The sequence below is a fragment of the Swingsia samuiensis genome, from assembly GCF_006542355.1.
GTDB classification, from domain to species: domain Bacteria; phylum Pseudomonadota; class Alphaproteobacteria; order Acetobacterales; family Acetobacteraceae; genus Gluconobacter; species Gluconobacter samuiensis.
Window position 1 is genome coordinate 1,121,561 of the sequence record NZ_CP038141.1, and the last position, 15,634, is coordinate 1,137,194.

The following is a 15,634-nucleotide window of genomic DNA, read 5'->3' on the forward strand; positions in this document are numbered from 1 at the left end:
ATGTTTCAACAACAAGAGACAATTCTTCAGGTTTTGCCTGCTTTGGAAACAGGAGGGCTGGAGCGTGGCGCGATAGAGATTGCTGGGGCAGTTAAACAGGCCGGTGGGAGAGCGCTTATTGCATCGCGGGGCGGCGCGCTTTTACCTCAATTAAGATATGTCGGCGGTCAACATATTCCTCTGGATTTAAAGAAAAAGTCACTTTTTTCTATTTTTCGACGAGCGCGTGATTTACAGAAAATTATACTAAAAGAGAACGTAATGTTGGTGCATGCGCGATCACGGATTCCTGCATGGTCTGCATGGTTGGCGTGTCGTCGGACGGGGGTGCCTCTTGTGACGACGTGGCATGGCGTTCATCACGCATCGTGGTGGGGAAAAAAGCTTTACAATTCATCACTTGTTAAAGGCCAGCGTGTTATAGCAATTTCAGAGTTTATTGCTGAGCGTTTGCGTAGAGAATATCATGTAAGTGAAGAGCGTTTGCGGGTTATTCCAAGAGGTGCGGATGCTTTGTATTTTAACCCAGAAGCGATTTCTGGTGAGAGAATTCAAAAGGTAGCAGAGGCGTGGTCCCTCCCTTTGGACTATCGTGTTATTTTGATGCCTGCCCGTTTGACACGATGGAAGGGGCAGGGTGTTCTGTTGGAGGCGCTTACTCTTTTAAAGAAGAAACAAGTTGATCATCCATGGATTTGTGTTTTTGTTGGTCCTGTAACAGACAAGAAATTTGCTAAGTATTTATTGCATCGTATCCGGGAGCTGGATTTAAGTAACGATGTTTATTTTGCAGGCAATTGTCAGGATATGCCTGCGGCTTATGCGTTATCTTCTGTTGTTGTTACACCGTCCTTACGACCTGAACCCTTTGGGCGAACGGTTGTTGAAGCTCAGATGATGGGCAAACCGGTGATTGGGACAGCGCAGGGAGGGATGATGGAGACCATTATTCCCGAACAGACAGGGCTGGTTGTTCCTCCGAATGATCCAGAGGCATTATCAGATGCACTTTGTGCTGTGTTGGGGCTTGGAAGTGAAAGTTCTCAACAAATATCTGAAAACGCCCGCCAAAATGCTTTGGATCATTATACAACTCAATCAATGCAGGCGATGACACTTGCTGTTTATGATGAAATATTAGGAACGCAGTTAAGCGGGACATTTCTTGGGAGGGATTATGGCAGACCAGAAGAATAAAAAGCCAGTCGTTTCAACAAAGCAGAAAGATGAGGCCTTGGCAGCTAAAGAAGCGCGTTTGGAGAGAGAGGCAAAAGCGCTTCGGGCTAATTTACTGCGTCGGAAACAGCAACAACGGGCACGCCAATCAAGCGACCCATTATCACCAAGAGAAGAATAATAGGAATTACTGCGCTGCTTGGACAGCGTTTACGGCATCCATAATCTCAGCTGCAACAGCCTCTGGATGGCTGATCATGGCGACGTGGCTGGATGGAAGGCGTAGGATATGCGCGTTGATGCGAGAAGCCATGATTTCTTGTAGCGCAGGGGAAATCATATGGTCATTTTGTGTGATGATGTCCCAAGAAGGTTTTTGTTTCCATGCGACTGCGGTCACAGGTTGAGAAAGAGTGGCAGCGGCCCAGTGCCCTTGAATTGCAGCAAGGACATCAGCTTGATCGGGAGGGATATCCCCTGCAAAATCTTGCTCTACACTTTTTTCTGTCAGTGAAAGAAAGTTCTGATTGTCTTTTTCGATCTGAGGTTTGAATTTATTTTTAGGCCCTATTTTTTCTAAATTGATAATGTTTTCACTTTTGTCTGGTGCAAAAGCTGCAACATAGACAAGAGCTTTTACTTTCGGGTCGATTCCTGCTTGAGTAATGACCATACCAGCCCAGCTATGCCCAACTAATACGACAGGCCTTTGCGCTTGAGAAATTGCATTTTGAGTGGCTGTGACATCTGCATTTAAGGATGTCAGAGGGTTTTGAACGGCTACCGTTTTAATTCCTTCTTTTTGAAGGATATGAATGACTTTGCTCCAGCTTGAGCCATCAGCAAAAGCACCGTGTACTAAAATAACGGTTGGTTTAAGAGAGTGAGGGGCTGCAGTATTTGCCGTCGCTGTAAAAGAGCAGAACAATCCTATAATCATTGCGGGATATATGAATTTTCGAAAAAGATTCATGGTGGTAACCTTGAATATCTAAAGGGAAAATCATATCAACTTAAGTTAAGAATAATGATAAACAAAAAATTTCGTGATGTTTATATTGTTCGTTATTTATTAAAAAATACGCTCTATCGGTTAACACGTTTATTGCGCGATTGATCAGCTATCGCTAGAGCTGATGAAATTCCCGAGTGTAGTAGGAGTAACGTAGTGTCTATCATGCCTGATACCTGGATCCGTCAAATGGCCAAAGAACATGGCATGATTGAACCTTTTGTTGAGAGCCAAAAGCGAGAAGGCATTATTTCTTATGGTTTATCATCCTATGGATATGATGCGCGCGTAGCAGAAGATTTCAAGATTTTTACAGACGTTGATAATGCGGTTGTTGACCCTAAAAATTTTGTTGAAAACAGCTTTGTAACGCGAACGGGTGATATTACGATCCCACCGAATAGCTTCGCTTTGGCGCATACTGTTGAATATTTTCGCATTCCGCGTGATACGCTCGTGGTTTGCTTGGGGAAATCGACATATGCGCGTTGTGGGATCATTGTGAATGTGACGCCCCTAGAGCCTGAATGGGAAGGGCAAGTTACGATTGAAATTAGTAACACCACACCATTGCCTGCTCGTATTTATGCAAATGAAGGTATTTGCCAGTTCTTGTTCTTTCAAGGGGCTGGTCCGTGTGAAGTCAGCTATGCGGATCGTGCTGGGAAATATATGCGTCAATCCGGTGTAACAACCCCTCGCCTCTAAGGAGCTTTGAACGTGGATCGCTTTATTATTCGTGGTGGCCGTCGCTTAAGTGGTGAGATTGAGATTGGGGGGGCTAAGAATTCCGGCTTGAAACTGATGGTCGCCGGGCTTCTTACGTCCGAGCGCTTGCGGCTGTCGAATGTTCCCAAGATTGCAGATATTCAGACGATGCGTGATCTTTTGTTACGTTTGGGGATCTCCGTCGATGAGGTTGATGAGCGGACATTTTCGATCGGTGGGGACATCGCTTCCATTGAGGCTCCTTACGACATCGTATCGAAAATGCGGGCCTCTATCTTGGTTTTAGGTCCTTTATTGGCGCGTGCTCGCGAAGCGAAGGTTTCTTTGCCCGGAGGTTGTGCCATTGGAACGCGACCAGTGGACATGCATCTGAAGGGGTTAGAAGCATTAGGCGCTGAGATTCGGCTGGAAAACGGCTATATTAATGCGCGGGCGCCTAATGGGTTAAAGGGTGATCGGGTTATATTACCTTTTGCAAGTGTGGGGGCGACAGAGAATTTGTTGATGGCGTCCACTTTGGCAAAAGGACGCACAGAGATTGTTAATGCCGCGCGAGAACCAGAGATTACCGATCTTGTGAATTGCTTGAATGCAATGGGTGCAAACATCACAGGGGCTGGGTCTGGGACGTTAGTCATTGAAGGTGTTGAAGCCTTACATGGTGCGGATTATGCGGTTATGCCAGATCGGATTGAGTGTGGCACGTATGCTTGCGCTGCGGCTATTACCCAAGGAGATCTGCTGTTGATTGGAGGGCAGGCCGATAGCTTGGGTTCTGTTATTCGCACACTGAACGAAACGGGTGTTGACGTTACAGAAGAGCAAAGAGGCTTACGTGTTCGTTGTTCTACAAAGCTCCGCGGTATTGATATTATGACGGAGCCTTACCCCGGCTTCCCGACGGATATGCAAGCGCAATTTATGGCGATGCTTTCTGTTGCTGAGGGTGCTTCCATGATTACGGAAACGATCTTTGAAAACCGTTTTATGCATGTCCCCGAATTGAATCGCATGGGGGCGCGCATTAATCCGCATGGGCGATCCGCTATTATCCGGGGAGTGGAAAAGCTTTCAGGTGCGCCGGTTATGGCAACAGACTTACGGGCATCTTTTTCTTTGATCTTGGCTGGGTTGGTTGCAGAAGGTGAAACCGAACTTAGCCGGATATATCATCTGGACCGCGGGTATGAAGGCGTAGACCGCAAGCTTGCTGCTTGCGGTGCTGATATTGCGCGCGTTCACGAGTAAGGTTTAGGCTTTTTGATGCTAAACTCTTGTCAGTGAGCGTTGAAAAAGGGCGTTCGTCCAACTCATCGCTTGCAGAAAGAGTGCTGCATCAAAGCGTGGGGCTCCATCGCGTAAGAAAGCATGTTGTCCATCGACTTCGTGCCATTCGAGGGTGAGGTTCGCTTTTTCTAAGCGGTCACGAATGGTACGACGGCCTTCATAAGGCACATGTGGATCTGATTGTCCCCATACCATCATAAGCTCTCCTTTAATTTCAGAAGCGCGGGCCAGAGAGTCGTCTGATTTGTCTTTTCCTAGAGACGCTGAGTGTAAATCGGTGGCGTAGAAACAAGCGGTTGCCTTGATGTCCGGATGGAGTGCTGCTCTGAACGCGAGATGCCCTCCGAGGCATACTCCAAAAGCGCCGATAGCGCCTGAGCAGGAAGGAAAGTGTTTTAACCACTCTATAAGAGCGGCTGTATCACTATCGAACGCGGCAACTGGTTTGGTATATTTTAATTCATTCCCGCGGTCTGTTCCGGCTTGGTCGTAGTGTAGAACGGTGCCTGCGGGTTCATATTCGTGATAAACTTCAGGGACGGCAACAATGTAGCCTTGTCCGGCAATCATGGCTGCTAGCCGTTCGATTGGGGCAGTAACCTGATAGATTTCAGAAAAAAGAATAATCGCTGGGAAATGACCATCTTGGGTCGGGCGTAAGAGATGTACGCGCATATCTCCTGTTGGTGTTGAAATATCAATTTTTTCATCTGTGCGAATGAGCATGGAGTAGATTGCCTTAAAGGGAAAAAGAGAACTGATATCAGGATGGCAGAAAATAACAGGGTGCGAAAAGCCAACTCACACCGTTGTGACAAGTTTTTTTAATGGAGAAAGGTATGCAGCATGCTTGAGAATATACTGGTGAAGATTTTTGTTTTGAGGTAGTTCTTCCTGCATGAGAGATCTTCGCCAGAGCAAAGGATATTGGGGTATTTTTATCCCTTTGTTTTTACTTGCTCTTGTGGTGCGTCTGTCTTTTGGAGGGCTAGTTTCTCCCCAAAGTGTTTTTGATGATCCTCTTCAAGAATTAGATCAATTAACTGTTTTCTGTGACCATGCGGTTCTTCATGGTCAGGATATACCTGTTCCCCATCATACATCACATGATGATCAAAAAGACGGTCTTTTTCTGCTGGCAGATAGCTTAGAGTTATTATCTTTAAGTGTTATTTTCGTCTTGTTCTTTGCTTATGTGGTTTTTGAGCTTTCGAGGAAATGGGTTTTTCCTACTATACGTGGGCCTCCCTTTCGGCAGAAATCGGCTTTTTGCCCGCAAGGGCCACCTGTTTAACCTGAAAAGAAAATTCAGTTTGCCTTGAGCTGAAAAGCTTAACGGCTGTTTGTTATCTTTCGGGTATGTGAAAATGATCTGTTGGTTTCATCCCACTCGTCGGGTGTGTGGGTGCATAGCTATTACGAGTGTTTTTGTATTTTATTCTGCATCTGCACAGCCAAGTCATTTGCAAGCAAAAGATTTAAAGCATCCTCTTTCGTCTCAAAAAGTTGAGAGTATTCACGTTAAGGGGCAAAGGAACCTTGGGCCAGCAACCCTGCATCCTGCTGGTCAAACTGTTTATAGTGCGCAGCGCAGCTCTTATGCGAACCATGTTGCACAATCTGTTTCAGATATGTTGGTTACCGTTCCTGGTGTGAGTTTTACGCAAGGGAATGGACCGCGAGACCCGGTTATTTCGGTTCGGGGGTCTGGGAACCGTCAGTCCTATGGGATGAAAAATTTACAAATTTTGGAGGATGGTTTTCCTCTTACCCAGCCAGACGGCATGGCGCGTGCTGATTTGATAGACCCTCATGCCTATGCGGGGGTGGATGTTTTTGAAGGGCCTGCTTCTACAGTTTATGGCAACTACGCCATTAATGGCGCAATTAGTTTTAAGACGAGAAAGGGCACAGATCTTCATGGTGTAGAGATCGGCTCAGATTTCGGCAGCTTTGGCATGTTTAATAATTATATGACGATAGGAATGGGGAACCGTCATTATGATTTTATGCTGTTTGGCAGTGATGTGCGGGGAAATGGTTATACGGCAAACAGCCGCTATAATACCTCAACAGAGAATATGAGGTTACGCGTTAATCTTACAGCAAAAGATCGTTTGGTTCTGAAGTTTATTAATAATGTAACCGACACGTTCCTGCCTTTGCGTTTATCGTATAATCAATTTCTGACGAACCCTTTTCAGCATGGATGTACCGATATAGAGCACGGAGCAGTAGGGTGTGCGTCGGTTAATATGTTGGTGAATGGGCGCTATGGTGCATCGCAGACTATTAGCCCGGAAGCGGCAGGGTTAGGGCGTTTTGACCGACGGACGTTGGTCGGTTTGCGTTGGGAGCATGATTTTAATGCGCATACCCAGTGGCGGAATCAATTTACTTACGATCAGCGCCATTTTGACCAGCCGGCTGCGGCTGTTGGATGGGTTGGACCTTATAACTCTTATACCGTGAGTAGTGATATTACGAATTATACCCATTGGGGCCGAACGCCGCTTACATCCTTTGGCGGTGTTGACTTTGGGTATATCGATTTTTCAATGCCAGTATATAATTTGATGCCGCTTGGAGGGGCAACGCGCGGGGCGTGGAATAGCTACCTTGCTGGGCATCATTGGAATTTGGGAGCTCGTTTTCAGGAAGATTGGCAGTTTCTTCCCCAATGGCATGCTGTTGTTGGATTAGGTGGTACGTATTCAGATCTGGGGGCTACGCAGAATTTATATAGCTATACAGCAACTGCCACGCAGATGAGATCAATCATGGCGCAGCGTTATTTCTTTAATCTCGCGCCAGAAGGTTCTTTGGTTTACACGCCATCTTCCGCATGGAAGCTTCATACGCGTGTAGGAACAGCTTACGCAACACCTACAGTCTCGAACCTGTTTATTACGCCCCAAGGGACTTACGGAAATAATACAGACCTGAAGAGTGAGACCAGTGTTGGTATTGATTTAGGGGCAGAGTGGCACCCATCCTCAAACGTGACGTTACAGGCGACAGGGTTTTATGAGTTTTATAAAAATGAGTTTGTTAGTCAGTCAGCGGGAGTGAATACGGTTGGGGCCTATACATTTAACGTTCCATCGTCGCAGCATCGTGGGATTATTCTTGGAGTAAACTGGCGGCCATTACCCGTGTCTTTATACGGTGCTCGCATGATGCTGAGTTATACGTATGATAATCAGATTTATACCCATTATAACGAAGCTCTTGCTAATACACAGCAGTATAAAACTTTTGATCGTTCTGGAAACAAAATCCCTGGTGTTATTCCACACTTTTTGAATGCTCGTTTTTTGTATGATCAGCCGCAAGGGATCTTAGAAGGTCTGGGGGGATATTTTGAACTGACCTGGAGAGATAAATATTGGCTTGATAATGCTAATTTCTTAAAAGCCCCTGGATATACATTGCTGAATTTGGAAGTTCACTATGATCCTCCTAAACGAATGGGTTGGGCACATCGGTTGCATTGGTACTTTGAGGTTCAGAATTTAACGAATAAAACTTACGTCGGCGGGGCTACAAATATTAGTGATAAGTTGATGATGAGTGGTCAGCAAGCAAATGCACGTGCTTTAATGAATAGTACTGGCTCCATCTATGCAGGTTCTCCACGGGCATATTTTGGAGGGGTAAAGATAAGGTTCTGAAAGTAATCTGTTATGGCTTCTATTCTGCTTGATTTAAGGAAAGTTGTTTCTTCAAAATATGTTTTAACCTCTGAGAGTGCGACATATGCTTATCGGAAAGGGTTTCGTTTTGGAGAGGGGCGCGTAGAAGCTGTTGTTCAACCGGGCTCTTTGGTTGAGTTATGGCGTGTGGCATCCATTGCAGTAAATGCAAACCGTATTGTTTTGATGCAAGCCTCTAATACAGGTTTGACAGGTGGATCATCCCCTGATGGGAATAATTACGATCGTCCGATTATTCTTATCAATACGAAAAGATTGAAAGGGATTCAGCTGTTGGGGGATGGTCGTCAGGTTGTGTGCTTGCCTGGCGCTGAACTTTATGAACTTGAAAAGATCTTATCTCCTTTGGGGCGGGAGCCACATTCTGTTATTGGATCATCGTGTATTGGGGCTTCTGTTTTAGGAGGAATTAGTAATAATTCAGGAGGAGCGTTAATTCAGCGCGGGCCTGCCTTTACTCAAATGGCCTTATTTGGTCAGGTCGATCAGAATGGCAAACTTCAACTGGTGAATCACCTTGGAATAAAGTTAAGGGGTGAACCTGAAGAGGTTTTGGAGCAACTTCAAAAAGGTCTCTACTTCTCTGATGATGTCAATTGGGCGGCTGGACAAGGCCATGATGCAGATTATGTAAATCGTATCAGAGATGTGGAAGCGCATACACCAGGACGTTACAATGCGGATCCAGAACGACTGTATGAAGCCTCAGGATGTGCCGGGAAATTGGTAGTTTTTGCTGTGCGGCTGGATACGTTTCCAGCTGCTCAAGAAACCGTCGTTTTTTATGTTGGGACGAATGAAACGCAGAAACTAGAGGAATTGCGGCGCGGGTTACTAACACAGTTTGAAGAGTTACCGATTGCTGGTGAGTACATTCATCGGGATGCATTTGCAATTGCTGATCGTTATGGGCGTGATACGGTTGCATCAATTCGTTATATGGGAACGAAAAACCTTCCTTTCTTTTTCAGAATAAAAGCGCGTATCGACCAATTTGGGCAACGTTTTTCATGGCTGCCAGAGGCTATAAGTGAGCATGCCCTTCAGTGGTTAAGTTATGTTTTGCCGTGTCAAATTCCATCACGAATTATGGATTACCATAAACGTTACGAACATCACCTTATGCTGAAAGTGACAGGGAGTATGGCTGTCAAAATACGGCCATGGCTAGAACAGTTTTTTCAAGGCGAAGCGCATAAAGGAGCATCTTTTGAATGTTCTGAGAAAGAGGGAAAACTGGCTTTTTTGCATCGTTTTGCTGCAGCCGGAGCAGCTAATAGGTATAATATAATCCATCGTAAAGAAACTGGAGGTATGCTTGCGCTGGATGTAGCTTTACGCAGGAATGATAAAGAATGGTTTGAAAGCTTACCAAAAGAAATTGATGATCAGTTGGTGGTCAAGCTCTATTATGGGCATTTTCTTTGCCATGTTCTTCATCAGGATTATGTGGTTAAGGCTGGTCTGGATCCAATGGCTGTAGAAAAAAGTATGTGGCCTGAATTGGATAAACGTGGGGCACGCTATCCTGCCGAGCATAATGTTGGGCATTTATATTATGCCCCTAAAGATATGGTAGCGCATTATCAGAAACTTGATCCATGTAATTGTATGAATCCAGGGATTGGGCATACAACGAAATCAAGAAACTGGGTTGCGGAAAGCGTTTGATATATCCGTAGTTTTACAGTTGGTTTTCTGACAGAAGGCGCTTTAACTCGGTTGAAATTTGATGGGCGCTGGAATCAACAGGGATAAGGCCAATAAGGTTGTTGTGTGGTCCCATGAGGTAAAGCAAAGAACTATGATTTAAGAGCTCTTCTTTGCTTTTTCCTAAATAGCGGTGAACTGTAACGTGGAATTCGTTCAGGACAGGTTGAATTTGTTGAGCAGACCCTGTCAGCCCAATAATGTGTGGTGAAAAATGGGAGACATATTCCTCAACATTCTCGGGTGTATCCCGCGTGGGATCAACGGAAATAAAGAGCGGGATTATGGGCGTTTTTTGTAACTCGAGCTCTTTAAGAGCTTCTGAAACGGTTGCTAATGTTAAAGGGCAAACATCAATACAATGCGTATATCCAAAATAGATTAAGGTAAAATGACCTTTAAAATTATTTTGAGTGATCAGGTTACGATGCCCATCGAGTAAAGAGTACGGGCCGCCAATTTGTCTCGTATTTTCAGCATGAAGAATGAAATTACGGAATATAATCGCCCCTATTAAGAGAAGGCAGGTAAAGACGATAATAAAAATGACAGGTGAGGTATGAGAGTTTGTTTTATGTTTTTGGGGCGATGAAGGCATAAAAACGATTTATCAAAATATGGGCGAGAAACCTAATAGATAATTCAGGATGAAAGGTGTTAGTTTTTCTGGGACGTTCAATGTGAAGGATAAGTATTTTCTGATGAGTGCTCCCCATACCCCTGTGACCCTGAATGATTTGTATTCTGCTGTTGAAGCTATCGTATCTTCAGAAAGCGATATGATTGCAAATATGGCCAATATAGCGGCTTTGATTTTTGAAGCGCTCCCACAGATAAACTGGGCTGGGTTTTATGTGTGGAAAGAAGACCAGCTTGTGTTAGGCCCTTTCCAGGGCCGAGTAGCGTGTACGCGGATCGCTTTAGGAAGAGGGGTATGTGGCACGGTTGCAAAAACGAAAGAAACTTTGGTTGTTCCGGATGTGCATTTGTTTCCGGGGCATATTGCCTGTGATGCAGCTTCTCAATCAGAAATTGTTATACCTATTTTAAAAAGAGAGAACCTGGTGGGCGTATTAGATATTGATAGCCCTGTAAAAGAGCGATTTTCTGTAGTTGAGCGTGATCTTTTACAGGGAATAGTCCGTCTTTTAGAGCAAACGTTAAGAGAGTGATCGACTTTTTTAATTAGAATCACTTTTTGTGAGATACTGCATAAGTTCTGCTACGTTTGATACGATTGTTAATAAATCAAGAGTATCTGGTGCTGCAAAGCCTTGCTCTGACGTTGTTTTAATCATGTCGATTACGGCTTGAGCCCAGTTGTTGATGTTAACAATGTAAATAGGCTTTTGATGCAGGTTGAGTTGTTTCCAAGTTAGGATTTCGATTAGCTCATCAAACGTGCCTAAGCCACCAGGAAGGGTCACATAGGCATCGGCCATTTTATACATAAGAGCTTTTCGTGTATGCATGTCAGGGGTGATTTCTAACTTTGTGACACCTTCATGCATCACTTCCCGACTATGGAGAAACTCTGGGATAATCCCTGTGACATCTCCCCCAGCTTTGAGGGCAGCATCGGCGACGGTGCCCATAAGGCCCACATCTCCGCCGCCATAGATGAGATTGATGTGATGTTCACCAAGCTTTGTTCCGAGTTCTTGGGCTGTTTTTTTGTAAAGATCAGACTTACCGAAGCGAGAGCCACAGAAGACAGCACAAGAACGAATTTTCATATGTTTTACCTCATCATGTAAAGAAAGAGATTATCAGGGCCGTGGATGTTTCTTTGTAAGGAATTGGCTAATGATAACGCCTCCCAAAGAGAAAGCCATCGTCGTTGCAAACATAATGGTATAACTTTGGGTGAGCTGAACGATTTTCCCTAAAATGACACCACTGCTTGCAATTGCGAGGTCAACACAGATGGAATAGGCGCTTAGGGCTGCACCACGGTTGCGTGGACCAACACTATTAACGGCGAGAACGCCCAGTGCAGGGAAAAGAAGAGAGAAACCCGCACCTGTAAAAGCCGCCCCTATAGTGGCAGCTAAAGAGCTTGGGAAGAACGTTAAAATCCCGAGGCCAATGGTTTCTACCGCTAAAGAGATGAGTGCCACGAAAGCCCCTCCACGTTTCTCAATTTGTGAAGAAAAGAGGAAGCGAACAATGACAAAAACAGCGCCAAAAGCAGAAAGCGCATTACCGACATTATTCCAATGATGGTAGGCATAATATAGGGGAAGGAGTGAGGATATGGCCGCAAATCCGATAGCACCGCACGCTAGTCCCCCTCCATAGGCTTTTACGAGGTTTAGAGCACGGGGGAAGGAAATCAGGTTTCCTGATGTGTTTGCTTCTTTCTCAGGCTTAATTGCTTGATAATATCCTAGCCAGCTAAACCCAAAAAGGATGCCTAAGGCAGAGAATATTAAAATACAGGCACATAGACCGATTGAGACAAGGCCATCAAAAGGATGGTGGAACCGAGAGAGTTGAACCCCAATAGGAGCTCCTAAAGCCATGCCGCCATAGGAGCAAATACCATTCCAAGAGATGGCTACGGAAGTATTTTTAGCGCCAACTTTTTCAATATTCCAGACGGTTACACTGGTAGCAGTCCAACTTTCTGCCCATCCCAAGAAAGGCCGACTAATACATAAAAGCGCAAGTGAGAGATAAGGAATATAAGTAAAAACCCCCGCCAAAGTGACGAGAATGCTTGAAATGGCACAGACTGTTAGCCCAACGATTACAATAGGTTTGGGACCAATATTATCGGTAAGGCGCCCAGCCGAAGGGCGGCCAGAGGCTGTTGCGACATATTGCAAGGCAAAGACACACCCTGCAACGGTAGCACTAAAGCCTAGAGTATTATGAACAAAAACAGTGAGAACGCCACTGAGAAGACCAATAATGATATAAACAATGAGATTAAAAAGAACTACGGGGAGAACGATGATATTGGGTGAAGTTTGAGATTTTTCTTCCATGATCCTCTCCGAGTTGCAGATATGTTTGTTGTCTGTAAACAAGTAACATGGCTTATGGTTCATGTGATACTTGTGTAGCCTTCTAAGACTAAAATCAGAATTGTAAAACGATTTTGATCGTTTGTGGCGCAGACATGTATGAGTTTTTCTCTGGATTAAAGAGATTTTAGATCAGGAAATAAAAGCATCTGGCTTTGTTGTTGATCCGACTCAGCGAGTGTTGGAATAAAATTGGATAGAGTTACCCCTAACAAACGCACTCCTTCCTGAAGAGGGAGAAGGGGTTGGAGTAAAGACTGGCACGTATCAGTAAGTATTGTCAGGGATGATATTGGCTTTAAAAGAGTATTTGCGCGCGTTATTTGTTTGAAATTAGTGTATTTTACTTTCAGTGTGATGGTACGAGCTGAAATATTCTTTTCGAGTGAAAGAAGCCAGAGCTTCTTTGTAAGGTCATGTAAAGCATTTATTGCATCATGATCTTGCTTTAAATCTGTCAGATACGTTTGTTCGGTTCCTAAAGATTTTCGTTCCCGGTGAGGGGTCACAGGTCTTTCATCAACCCCATGTGCAATATCGTGATAGAATTGTGCGGCTTTACCAAAATGGTGTTTTAATAAAGAAAAGTCTGTGTTTTTGAGGTCTTGTCCCGTCTGAATTCCTAAGGCCCGCATACGCTGGGCAGTTGCAGGACCAATTCCATGGAATTGATCGACCGTTAGATTAAGAACAAATTCAGGCCCCATGTGGGGGGGAATAACAAAGAGGCCGTCAGGTTTATTATAATCGGAGGCTAATTTAGCTAAAAATCGATTATATGAGACCCCGGCAGATGCCGTCAGGTTGGTTTGTTGCTTAATATCCTCCCGGATACTCTCGGCAATAAGAGTTGCAGAGCCGTAGGCGCCAAGGTGATCCGTAACATCTAAAAACGCTTCATCAAGAGAGAGGGGCTGTATAAGAGGCGTATACCGTGCGAAGATTTCATGGATCTGTTCTGAAACGGCACGATAAACGTGAAAGCGTGGAGGTGTAAAAATGAGTTTTGGGCAAAGCCGTTGAGCTTTTGTGGAAGGCATTGCGGAACGAACACCAAATTGGCGCGCTTCATAGCTAGCAGCGGCAACGACACCGCGTGCGGCACCACGTCCGACAGCGATCGGGCGCCCTCGGAAGGATGGATTATCGCGCTGTTCGACAGAAGCATAAAACGCATCCATGTCGATATGAACAATTCGGCGGCAATTCATTAAGCTATTGTGCGAGTTTAATAAGAACAAAACAAGATCGGAATTAAAACAATGAGCATTGAAGAAGAAAGAAAAAAAGCTGGTTTTACAACCGTTTCAACACGGATGGCGTATAGTAACCCGTGGACGGCCTTAAGAGAGGATGTGATTATCCATCCGAATGGTAAAAAAGGGCTTTATGGAATTGTGGAAAGAGGAGAGTTTGTCGTTATTCTCCCAATGCATGCCGATGGACGGATTACACTTATTCGACAGTTTCGTTACCCGGTAGGGGAGCGGTTGTGGGAATTGCCCATGGGTATGTGGGAAACCAAACCTGATGCAGATCCGATTGAGTTGGCTCTTGGAGAGTTACGCGAAGAGACGGGGTTACGTGCAGGTGAAATGATACATGTCGGAACAATGTATCAAGGAGCCGGGTATTCCAACCAGAAAGGGCATGTCTTTTTAGCAAAGAACCTGACGCGAGGGGAAAATGCGCTTGAAGAGACAGAGCAGGACATTACAACACACGACATGTCCTTAGCAGAGTTTGAGGCGCTGATCGAACAGGGCGAGATGAAATGTATGGTGTCTCTTGCGGCGTTTGGTTTAATCAGATCAAAAGGTTTGATCTGATTAAGGTTTAAATAACTTTATTTAGAAAAACGACATGGGACGCGCCACCTTCGACGAGGGTTTTAATGGCTTGGTTGAAGGTTTTCCCATGTTCTGTGCCCATGTGGGCTTTAAAAGCGGCTTCATCTTTGTAAGATTCTTCAACGTGGAACAAATTTTGATCGTTCTCGAGCGTATACACAACAAAACGTTCGCATCCGGGCTCAGCACGAACATCTGCAGCAAGTTTTGTTAGTAGTTCTTGAACCTTTGTGCGATGTTCAGGAAGAGCTTTCATTGTAGCATATAGGGATTTTGACATTTTCGATATCCAATTAAAAAAGATAGAATCTACATTTCATCAATGTTCCTATATGCTCGGCAGGGCAAGTAATTGCTTCGTGAAGGTGTGAATTGAATAAATCATTCCTGTCATATGAGGTCATCATTTAAGCCAATGGATAAAAATTATTCTTCATCCATTGGTGAGAAAATACGCGACGGATTGTATAATATTATTCCGTGGCGTGCTCTGTTGAGTGTAGTGGCCATGTTGATGATTGTTTCGGCTTTAGAGCGCCTGCCCGTTGTCCACAGAACGTTAGAAAACGCACCGCACTGGCATGAAAACCCACATGCTTATGCATGGTTTATGGTTTTTGCTGTGCCTTACTGTGCTTTTGGATTGCCGCGGCAAGCGTTGTGTATTGCGGCTGGTATGGCATTTGGTCTGTGGTCTGGTTTGAGCTTATGCTCATTAGCGTATGTGTTGGGTGCATTGTGTGCTTATGGATGGGCACGAGTATGTGCCCCGAAAAGGTTCAGAAAGAAAATATTGGATCGGTTGAATAAGAGTTATTCTTGGCTTGCTCGCATTTTACATCAAAAGCCTTTTCGAGCGGTTTTAACCTTGCGTCTTATGCCCATAGGTTCGGCTCTCTTGGTTTCTACCGCGGCAGGTTTGTTTGAATTGCCTATTCTTTCATTTGGTGTCGCAACTTTTTTGGGAGGTATTCCTCAGAACCTCGTTTTTTCCTTGATTGGTTCAGGGGTGCGCATTGGGCATATAGCGCAACTTGGACTGGCGGGATCTCTGTTTATTATATCCGGCATTTTAGGAGCCGTTCTATTACGCCGCGCTGAAGCGTAAATTAAAAAACGACG

The 15,634-nt window shown here is 44.8% G+C and carries 17 protein-coding genes; 10 read left to right on the plus strand and 7 right to left on the minus strand.

Annotation, left to right across the window (positions count from 1 at the left end):
* Both E3D00_RS05160 and E3D00_RS05165 read left to right on the plus strand, forming a co-directional pair.
* The gene (locus E3D00_RS05160) at positions 1-1,197 is read left to right on the plus strand and encodes a glycosyltransferase family 4 protein (RefSeq protein ID WP_141460550.1); all 1,197 of its coding nucleotides are present in this window, start codon (positions 1-3) and stop codon (positions 1,195-1,197) included.
* On the plus strand, positions 1,178-1,357 hold the full coding sequence (locus tag E3D00_RS05165) for a hypothetical protein (protein WP_141460552.1): 180 nt from the start codon (positions 1,178-1,180) through the stop codon (positions 1,355-1,357). The genes E3D00_RS05160 and E3D00_RS05165 overlap by 20 nt, the downstream gene beginning before the upstream one ends.
* Before the next feature lie 6 nt (positions 1,358-1,363).
* Here the strand turns inward: E3D00_RS05165 and E3D00_RS05170 are convergent, their stop codons facing one another.
* Positions 1,364-2,149 (minus strand): alpha/beta hydrolase, encoded by a 786-nt coding sequence (locus E3D00_RS05170; RefSeq protein ID WP_141460554.1) that lies wholly within the window; start codon positions 2,147-2,149, stop codon positions 1,364-1,366.
* 195 nt (positions 2,150-2,344) lie between these two features.
* Between E3D00_RS05170 and dcd the strand changes: the two genes are divergently transcribed.
* Together dcd and murA are read left to right on the plus strand one after the other, a co-directional pair.
* Positions 2,345-2,896 carry a dCTP deaminase gene (dcd, locus tag E3D00_RS05175; protein WP_141460556.1) on the plus strand — a complete coding sequence of 184 codons (552 nt, stop codon included), beginning with the start codon at positions 2,345-2,347 and terminating at the stop codon, positions 2,894-2,896.
* 12 nt (positions 2,897-2,908) lie between these two features.
* Positions 2,909-4,165: a UDP-N-acetylglucosamine 1-carboxyvinyltransferase gene (gene murA / locus E3D00_RS05180; protein ID WP_141460558.1), complete on the plus strand. Its 1,257-nt coding sequence runs from the start codon at positions 2,909-2,911 to the stop codon at positions 4,163-4,165.
* 18 nt (positions 4,166-4,183) lie between these two features.
* Here the strand turns inward: murA and E3D00_RS05185 are convergent, their stop codons facing one another.
* On the minus strand, positions 4,184-4,930 hold the full coding sequence (locus tag E3D00_RS05185) for a dienelactone hydrolase family protein (RefSeq protein WP_141460560.1): 747 nt from the start codon (positions 4,928-4,930) through the stop codon (positions 4,184-4,186).
* A 172-nt stretch (positions 4,931-5,102) separates the two neighbouring features.
* On the opposite strand from E3D00_RS05185, the gene E3D00_RS05190 reads away from it, so the two are divergent.
* The 3 genes from E3D00_RS05190 (at position 5,103) to dld (ending at position 9,591) form a co-directional block, all read left to right on the plus strand.
* Positions 5,103-5,498, plus strand: coding sequence for a hypothetical protein (locus E3D00_RS05190; protein ID WP_141460562.1), 396 nt, complete (start codon positions 5,103-5,105; stop codon positions 5,496-5,498).
* Between the two features lie 73 nt (positions 5,499-5,571).
* A complete protein-coding gene (locus E3D00_RS05195) occupies positions 5,572-7,878 on the plus strand; it encodes a TonB-dependent receptor family protein (protein WP_141460564.1) in 2,307 nt (768 codons plus the stop codon).
* A 12-nt stretch (positions 7,879-7,890) separates the two neighbouring features.
* Positions 7,891-9,591, plus strand: coding sequence for a D-lactate dehydrogenase (dld, locus tag E3D00_RS05200; RefSeq protein ID WP_141460566.1), 1,701 nt, complete (start codon positions 7,891-7,893; stop codon positions 9,589-9,591).
* A gap of 13 nt (positions 9,592-9,604) precedes the next feature.
* On the opposite strand, the gene E3D00_RS05205 is transcribed toward dld, so the two are convergent.
* Entirely contained in the window at positions 9,605-10,228 is a 624-nt protein-coding gene (locus tag E3D00_RS05205) for an SCO family protein (protein WP_141460568.1), read from the minus strand.
* A 103-nt stretch (positions 10,229-10,331) separates the two neighbouring features.
* Here E3D00_RS05205 and E3D00_RS05210 point away from each other — a divergent pair, with 103 nt between their 5' ends.
* On the plus strand, positions 10,332-10,802 hold the full coding sequence (locus tag E3D00_RS05210; RefSeq protein ID WP_141460570.1) for a GAF domain-containing protein: 471 nt from the start codon (positions 10,332-10,334) through the stop codon (positions 10,800-10,802).
* A gap of 9 nt (positions 10,803-10,811) precedes the next feature.
* On the opposite strand, the gene E3D00_RS05215 is transcribed toward E3D00_RS05210, so the two are convergent.
* From E3D00_RS05215 to dinB, 3 genes are all read right to left on the minus strand, one after another.
* On the minus strand, positions 10,812-11,366 hold the full coding sequence (locus tag E3D00_RS05215) for an LOG family protein (protein ID WP_141460572.1): 555 nt from the start codon (positions 11,364-11,366) through the stop codon (positions 10,812-10,814).
* A gap of 33 nt (positions 11,367-11,399) precedes the next feature.
* A complete protein-coding gene (locus E3D00_RS05220; protein ID WP_141460574.1) occupies positions 11,400-12,623 on the minus strand; it encodes an MFS transporter in 1,224 nt (407 codons plus the stop codon).
* Positions 12,624-12,778: 155 nt separating this feature from the next.
* Positions 12,779-13,873, minus strand: a complete 1,095-nt coding sequence (gene dinB / locus E3D00_RS05225; protein WP_141460576.1) for a DNA polymerase IV — start codon at positions 13,871-13,873, stop codon at positions 12,779-12,781.
* A gap of 51 nt (positions 13,874-13,924) precedes the next feature.
* On the opposite strand from dinB, the gene E3D00_RS05230 reads away from it, so the two are divergent.
* Positions 13,925-14,491, plus strand: a complete 567-nt coding sequence (locus E3D00_RS05230) for an NUDIX domain-containing protein (protein WP_141460578.1) — start codon at positions 13,925-13,927, stop codon at positions 14,489-14,491.
* Between the two features lie 7 nt (positions 14,492-14,498).
* Here E3D00_RS05230 and E3D00_RS05235 read toward each other — a convergent pair whose 3' ends face one another.
* Entirely contained in the window at positions 14,499-14,792 is a 294-nt protein-coding gene (locus tag E3D00_RS05235) for a putative quinol monooxygenase (protein WP_181441933.1), read from the minus strand.
* 135 nt (positions 14,793-14,927) lie between these two features.
* Here E3D00_RS05235 and E3D00_RS05240 point away from each other — a divergent pair, with 135 nt between their 5' ends.
* Complete coding sequence (locus E3D00_RS05240; RefSeq protein ID WP_141460580.1) at positions 14,928-15,620, plus strand: TVP38/TMEM64 family protein; 693 nt, start codon at positions 14,928-14,930, stop codon at positions 15,618-15,620.
* The last annotated feature ends 14 nt before the right edge of the window (positions 15,621-15,634 follow it).

What these genes read in the sequence shown, in the direction of transcription:
- E3D00_RS05160 (WP_141460550.1), top strand. Translation starts at nt 1, where the DNA reads ATGTTTCAACAACAAGAGACAATTCTTCAGGTTTTGCCTGCTTTGGAA.
- E3D00_RS05165 (WP_141460552.1), top strand. Translation starts at nt 1,178, where the DNA reads ATGGCAGACCAGAAGAATAAAAAGCCAGTCGTTTCAACAAAGCAGAAA.
- E3D00_RS05170 (WP_141460554.1), bottom strand. Translation starts at nt 2,149, where the DNA reads ATGAATCTTTTTCGAAAATTCATATATCCCGCAATGATTATAGGATTG.
- E3D00_RS05185 (WP_141460560.1), bottom strand. Translation starts at nt 4,930, where the DNA reads ATGCTCATTCGCACAGATGAAAAAATTGATATTTCAACACCAACAGGA.
- E3D00_RS05190 (WP_141460562.1), top strand. Translation starts at nt 5,103, where the DNA reads ATGAGAGATCTTCGCCAGAGCAAAGGATATTGGGGTATTTTTATCCCT.
- E3D00_RS05195 (WP_141460564.1), top strand. Translation starts at nt 5,572, where the DNA reads ATGATCTGTTGGTTTCATCCCACTCGTCGGGTGTGTGGGTGCATAGCT.
- dld (WP_141460566.1), top strand. Translation starts at nt 7,891, where the DNA reads ATGGCTTCTATTCTGCTTGATTTAAGGAAAGTTGTTTCTTCAAAATAT.
- E3D00_RS05205 (WP_141460568.1), bottom strand. Translation starts at nt 10,228, where the DNA reads ATGCCTTCATCGCCCCAAAAACATAAAACAAACTCTCATACCTCACCT.
- E3D00_RS05210 (WP_141460570.1), top strand. Translation starts at nt 10,332, where the DNA reads ATGAGTGCTCCCCATACCCCTGTGACCCTGAATGATTTGTATTCTGCT.
- E3D00_RS05215 (WP_141460572.1), bottom strand. Translation starts at nt 11,366, where the DNA reads ATGAAAATTCGTTCTTGTGCTGTCTTCTGTGGCTCTCGCTTCGGTAAG.
- E3D00_RS05220 (WP_141460574.1), bottom strand. Translation starts at nt 12,623, where the DNA reads ATGGAAGAAAAATCTCAAACTTCACCCAATATCATCGTTCTCCCCGTA.
- dinB (WP_141460576.1), bottom strand. Translation starts at nt 13,873, where the DNA reads ATGAATTGCCGCCGAATTGTTCATATCGACATGGATGCGTTTTATGCT.
- E3D00_RS05230 (WP_141460578.1), top strand. Translation starts at nt 13,925, where the DNA reads ATGAGCATTGAAGAAGAAAGAAAAAAAGCTGGTTTTACAACCGTTTCA.
- E3D00_RS05235 (WP_181441933.1), bottom strand. Translation starts at nt 14,792, where the DNA reads ATGTCAAAATCCCTATATGCTACAATGAAAGCTCTTCCTGAACATCGC.
- E3D00_RS05240 (WP_141460580.1), top strand. Translation starts at nt 14,928, where the DNA reads ATGGATAAAAATTATTCTTCATCCATTGGTGAGAAAATACGCGACGGA.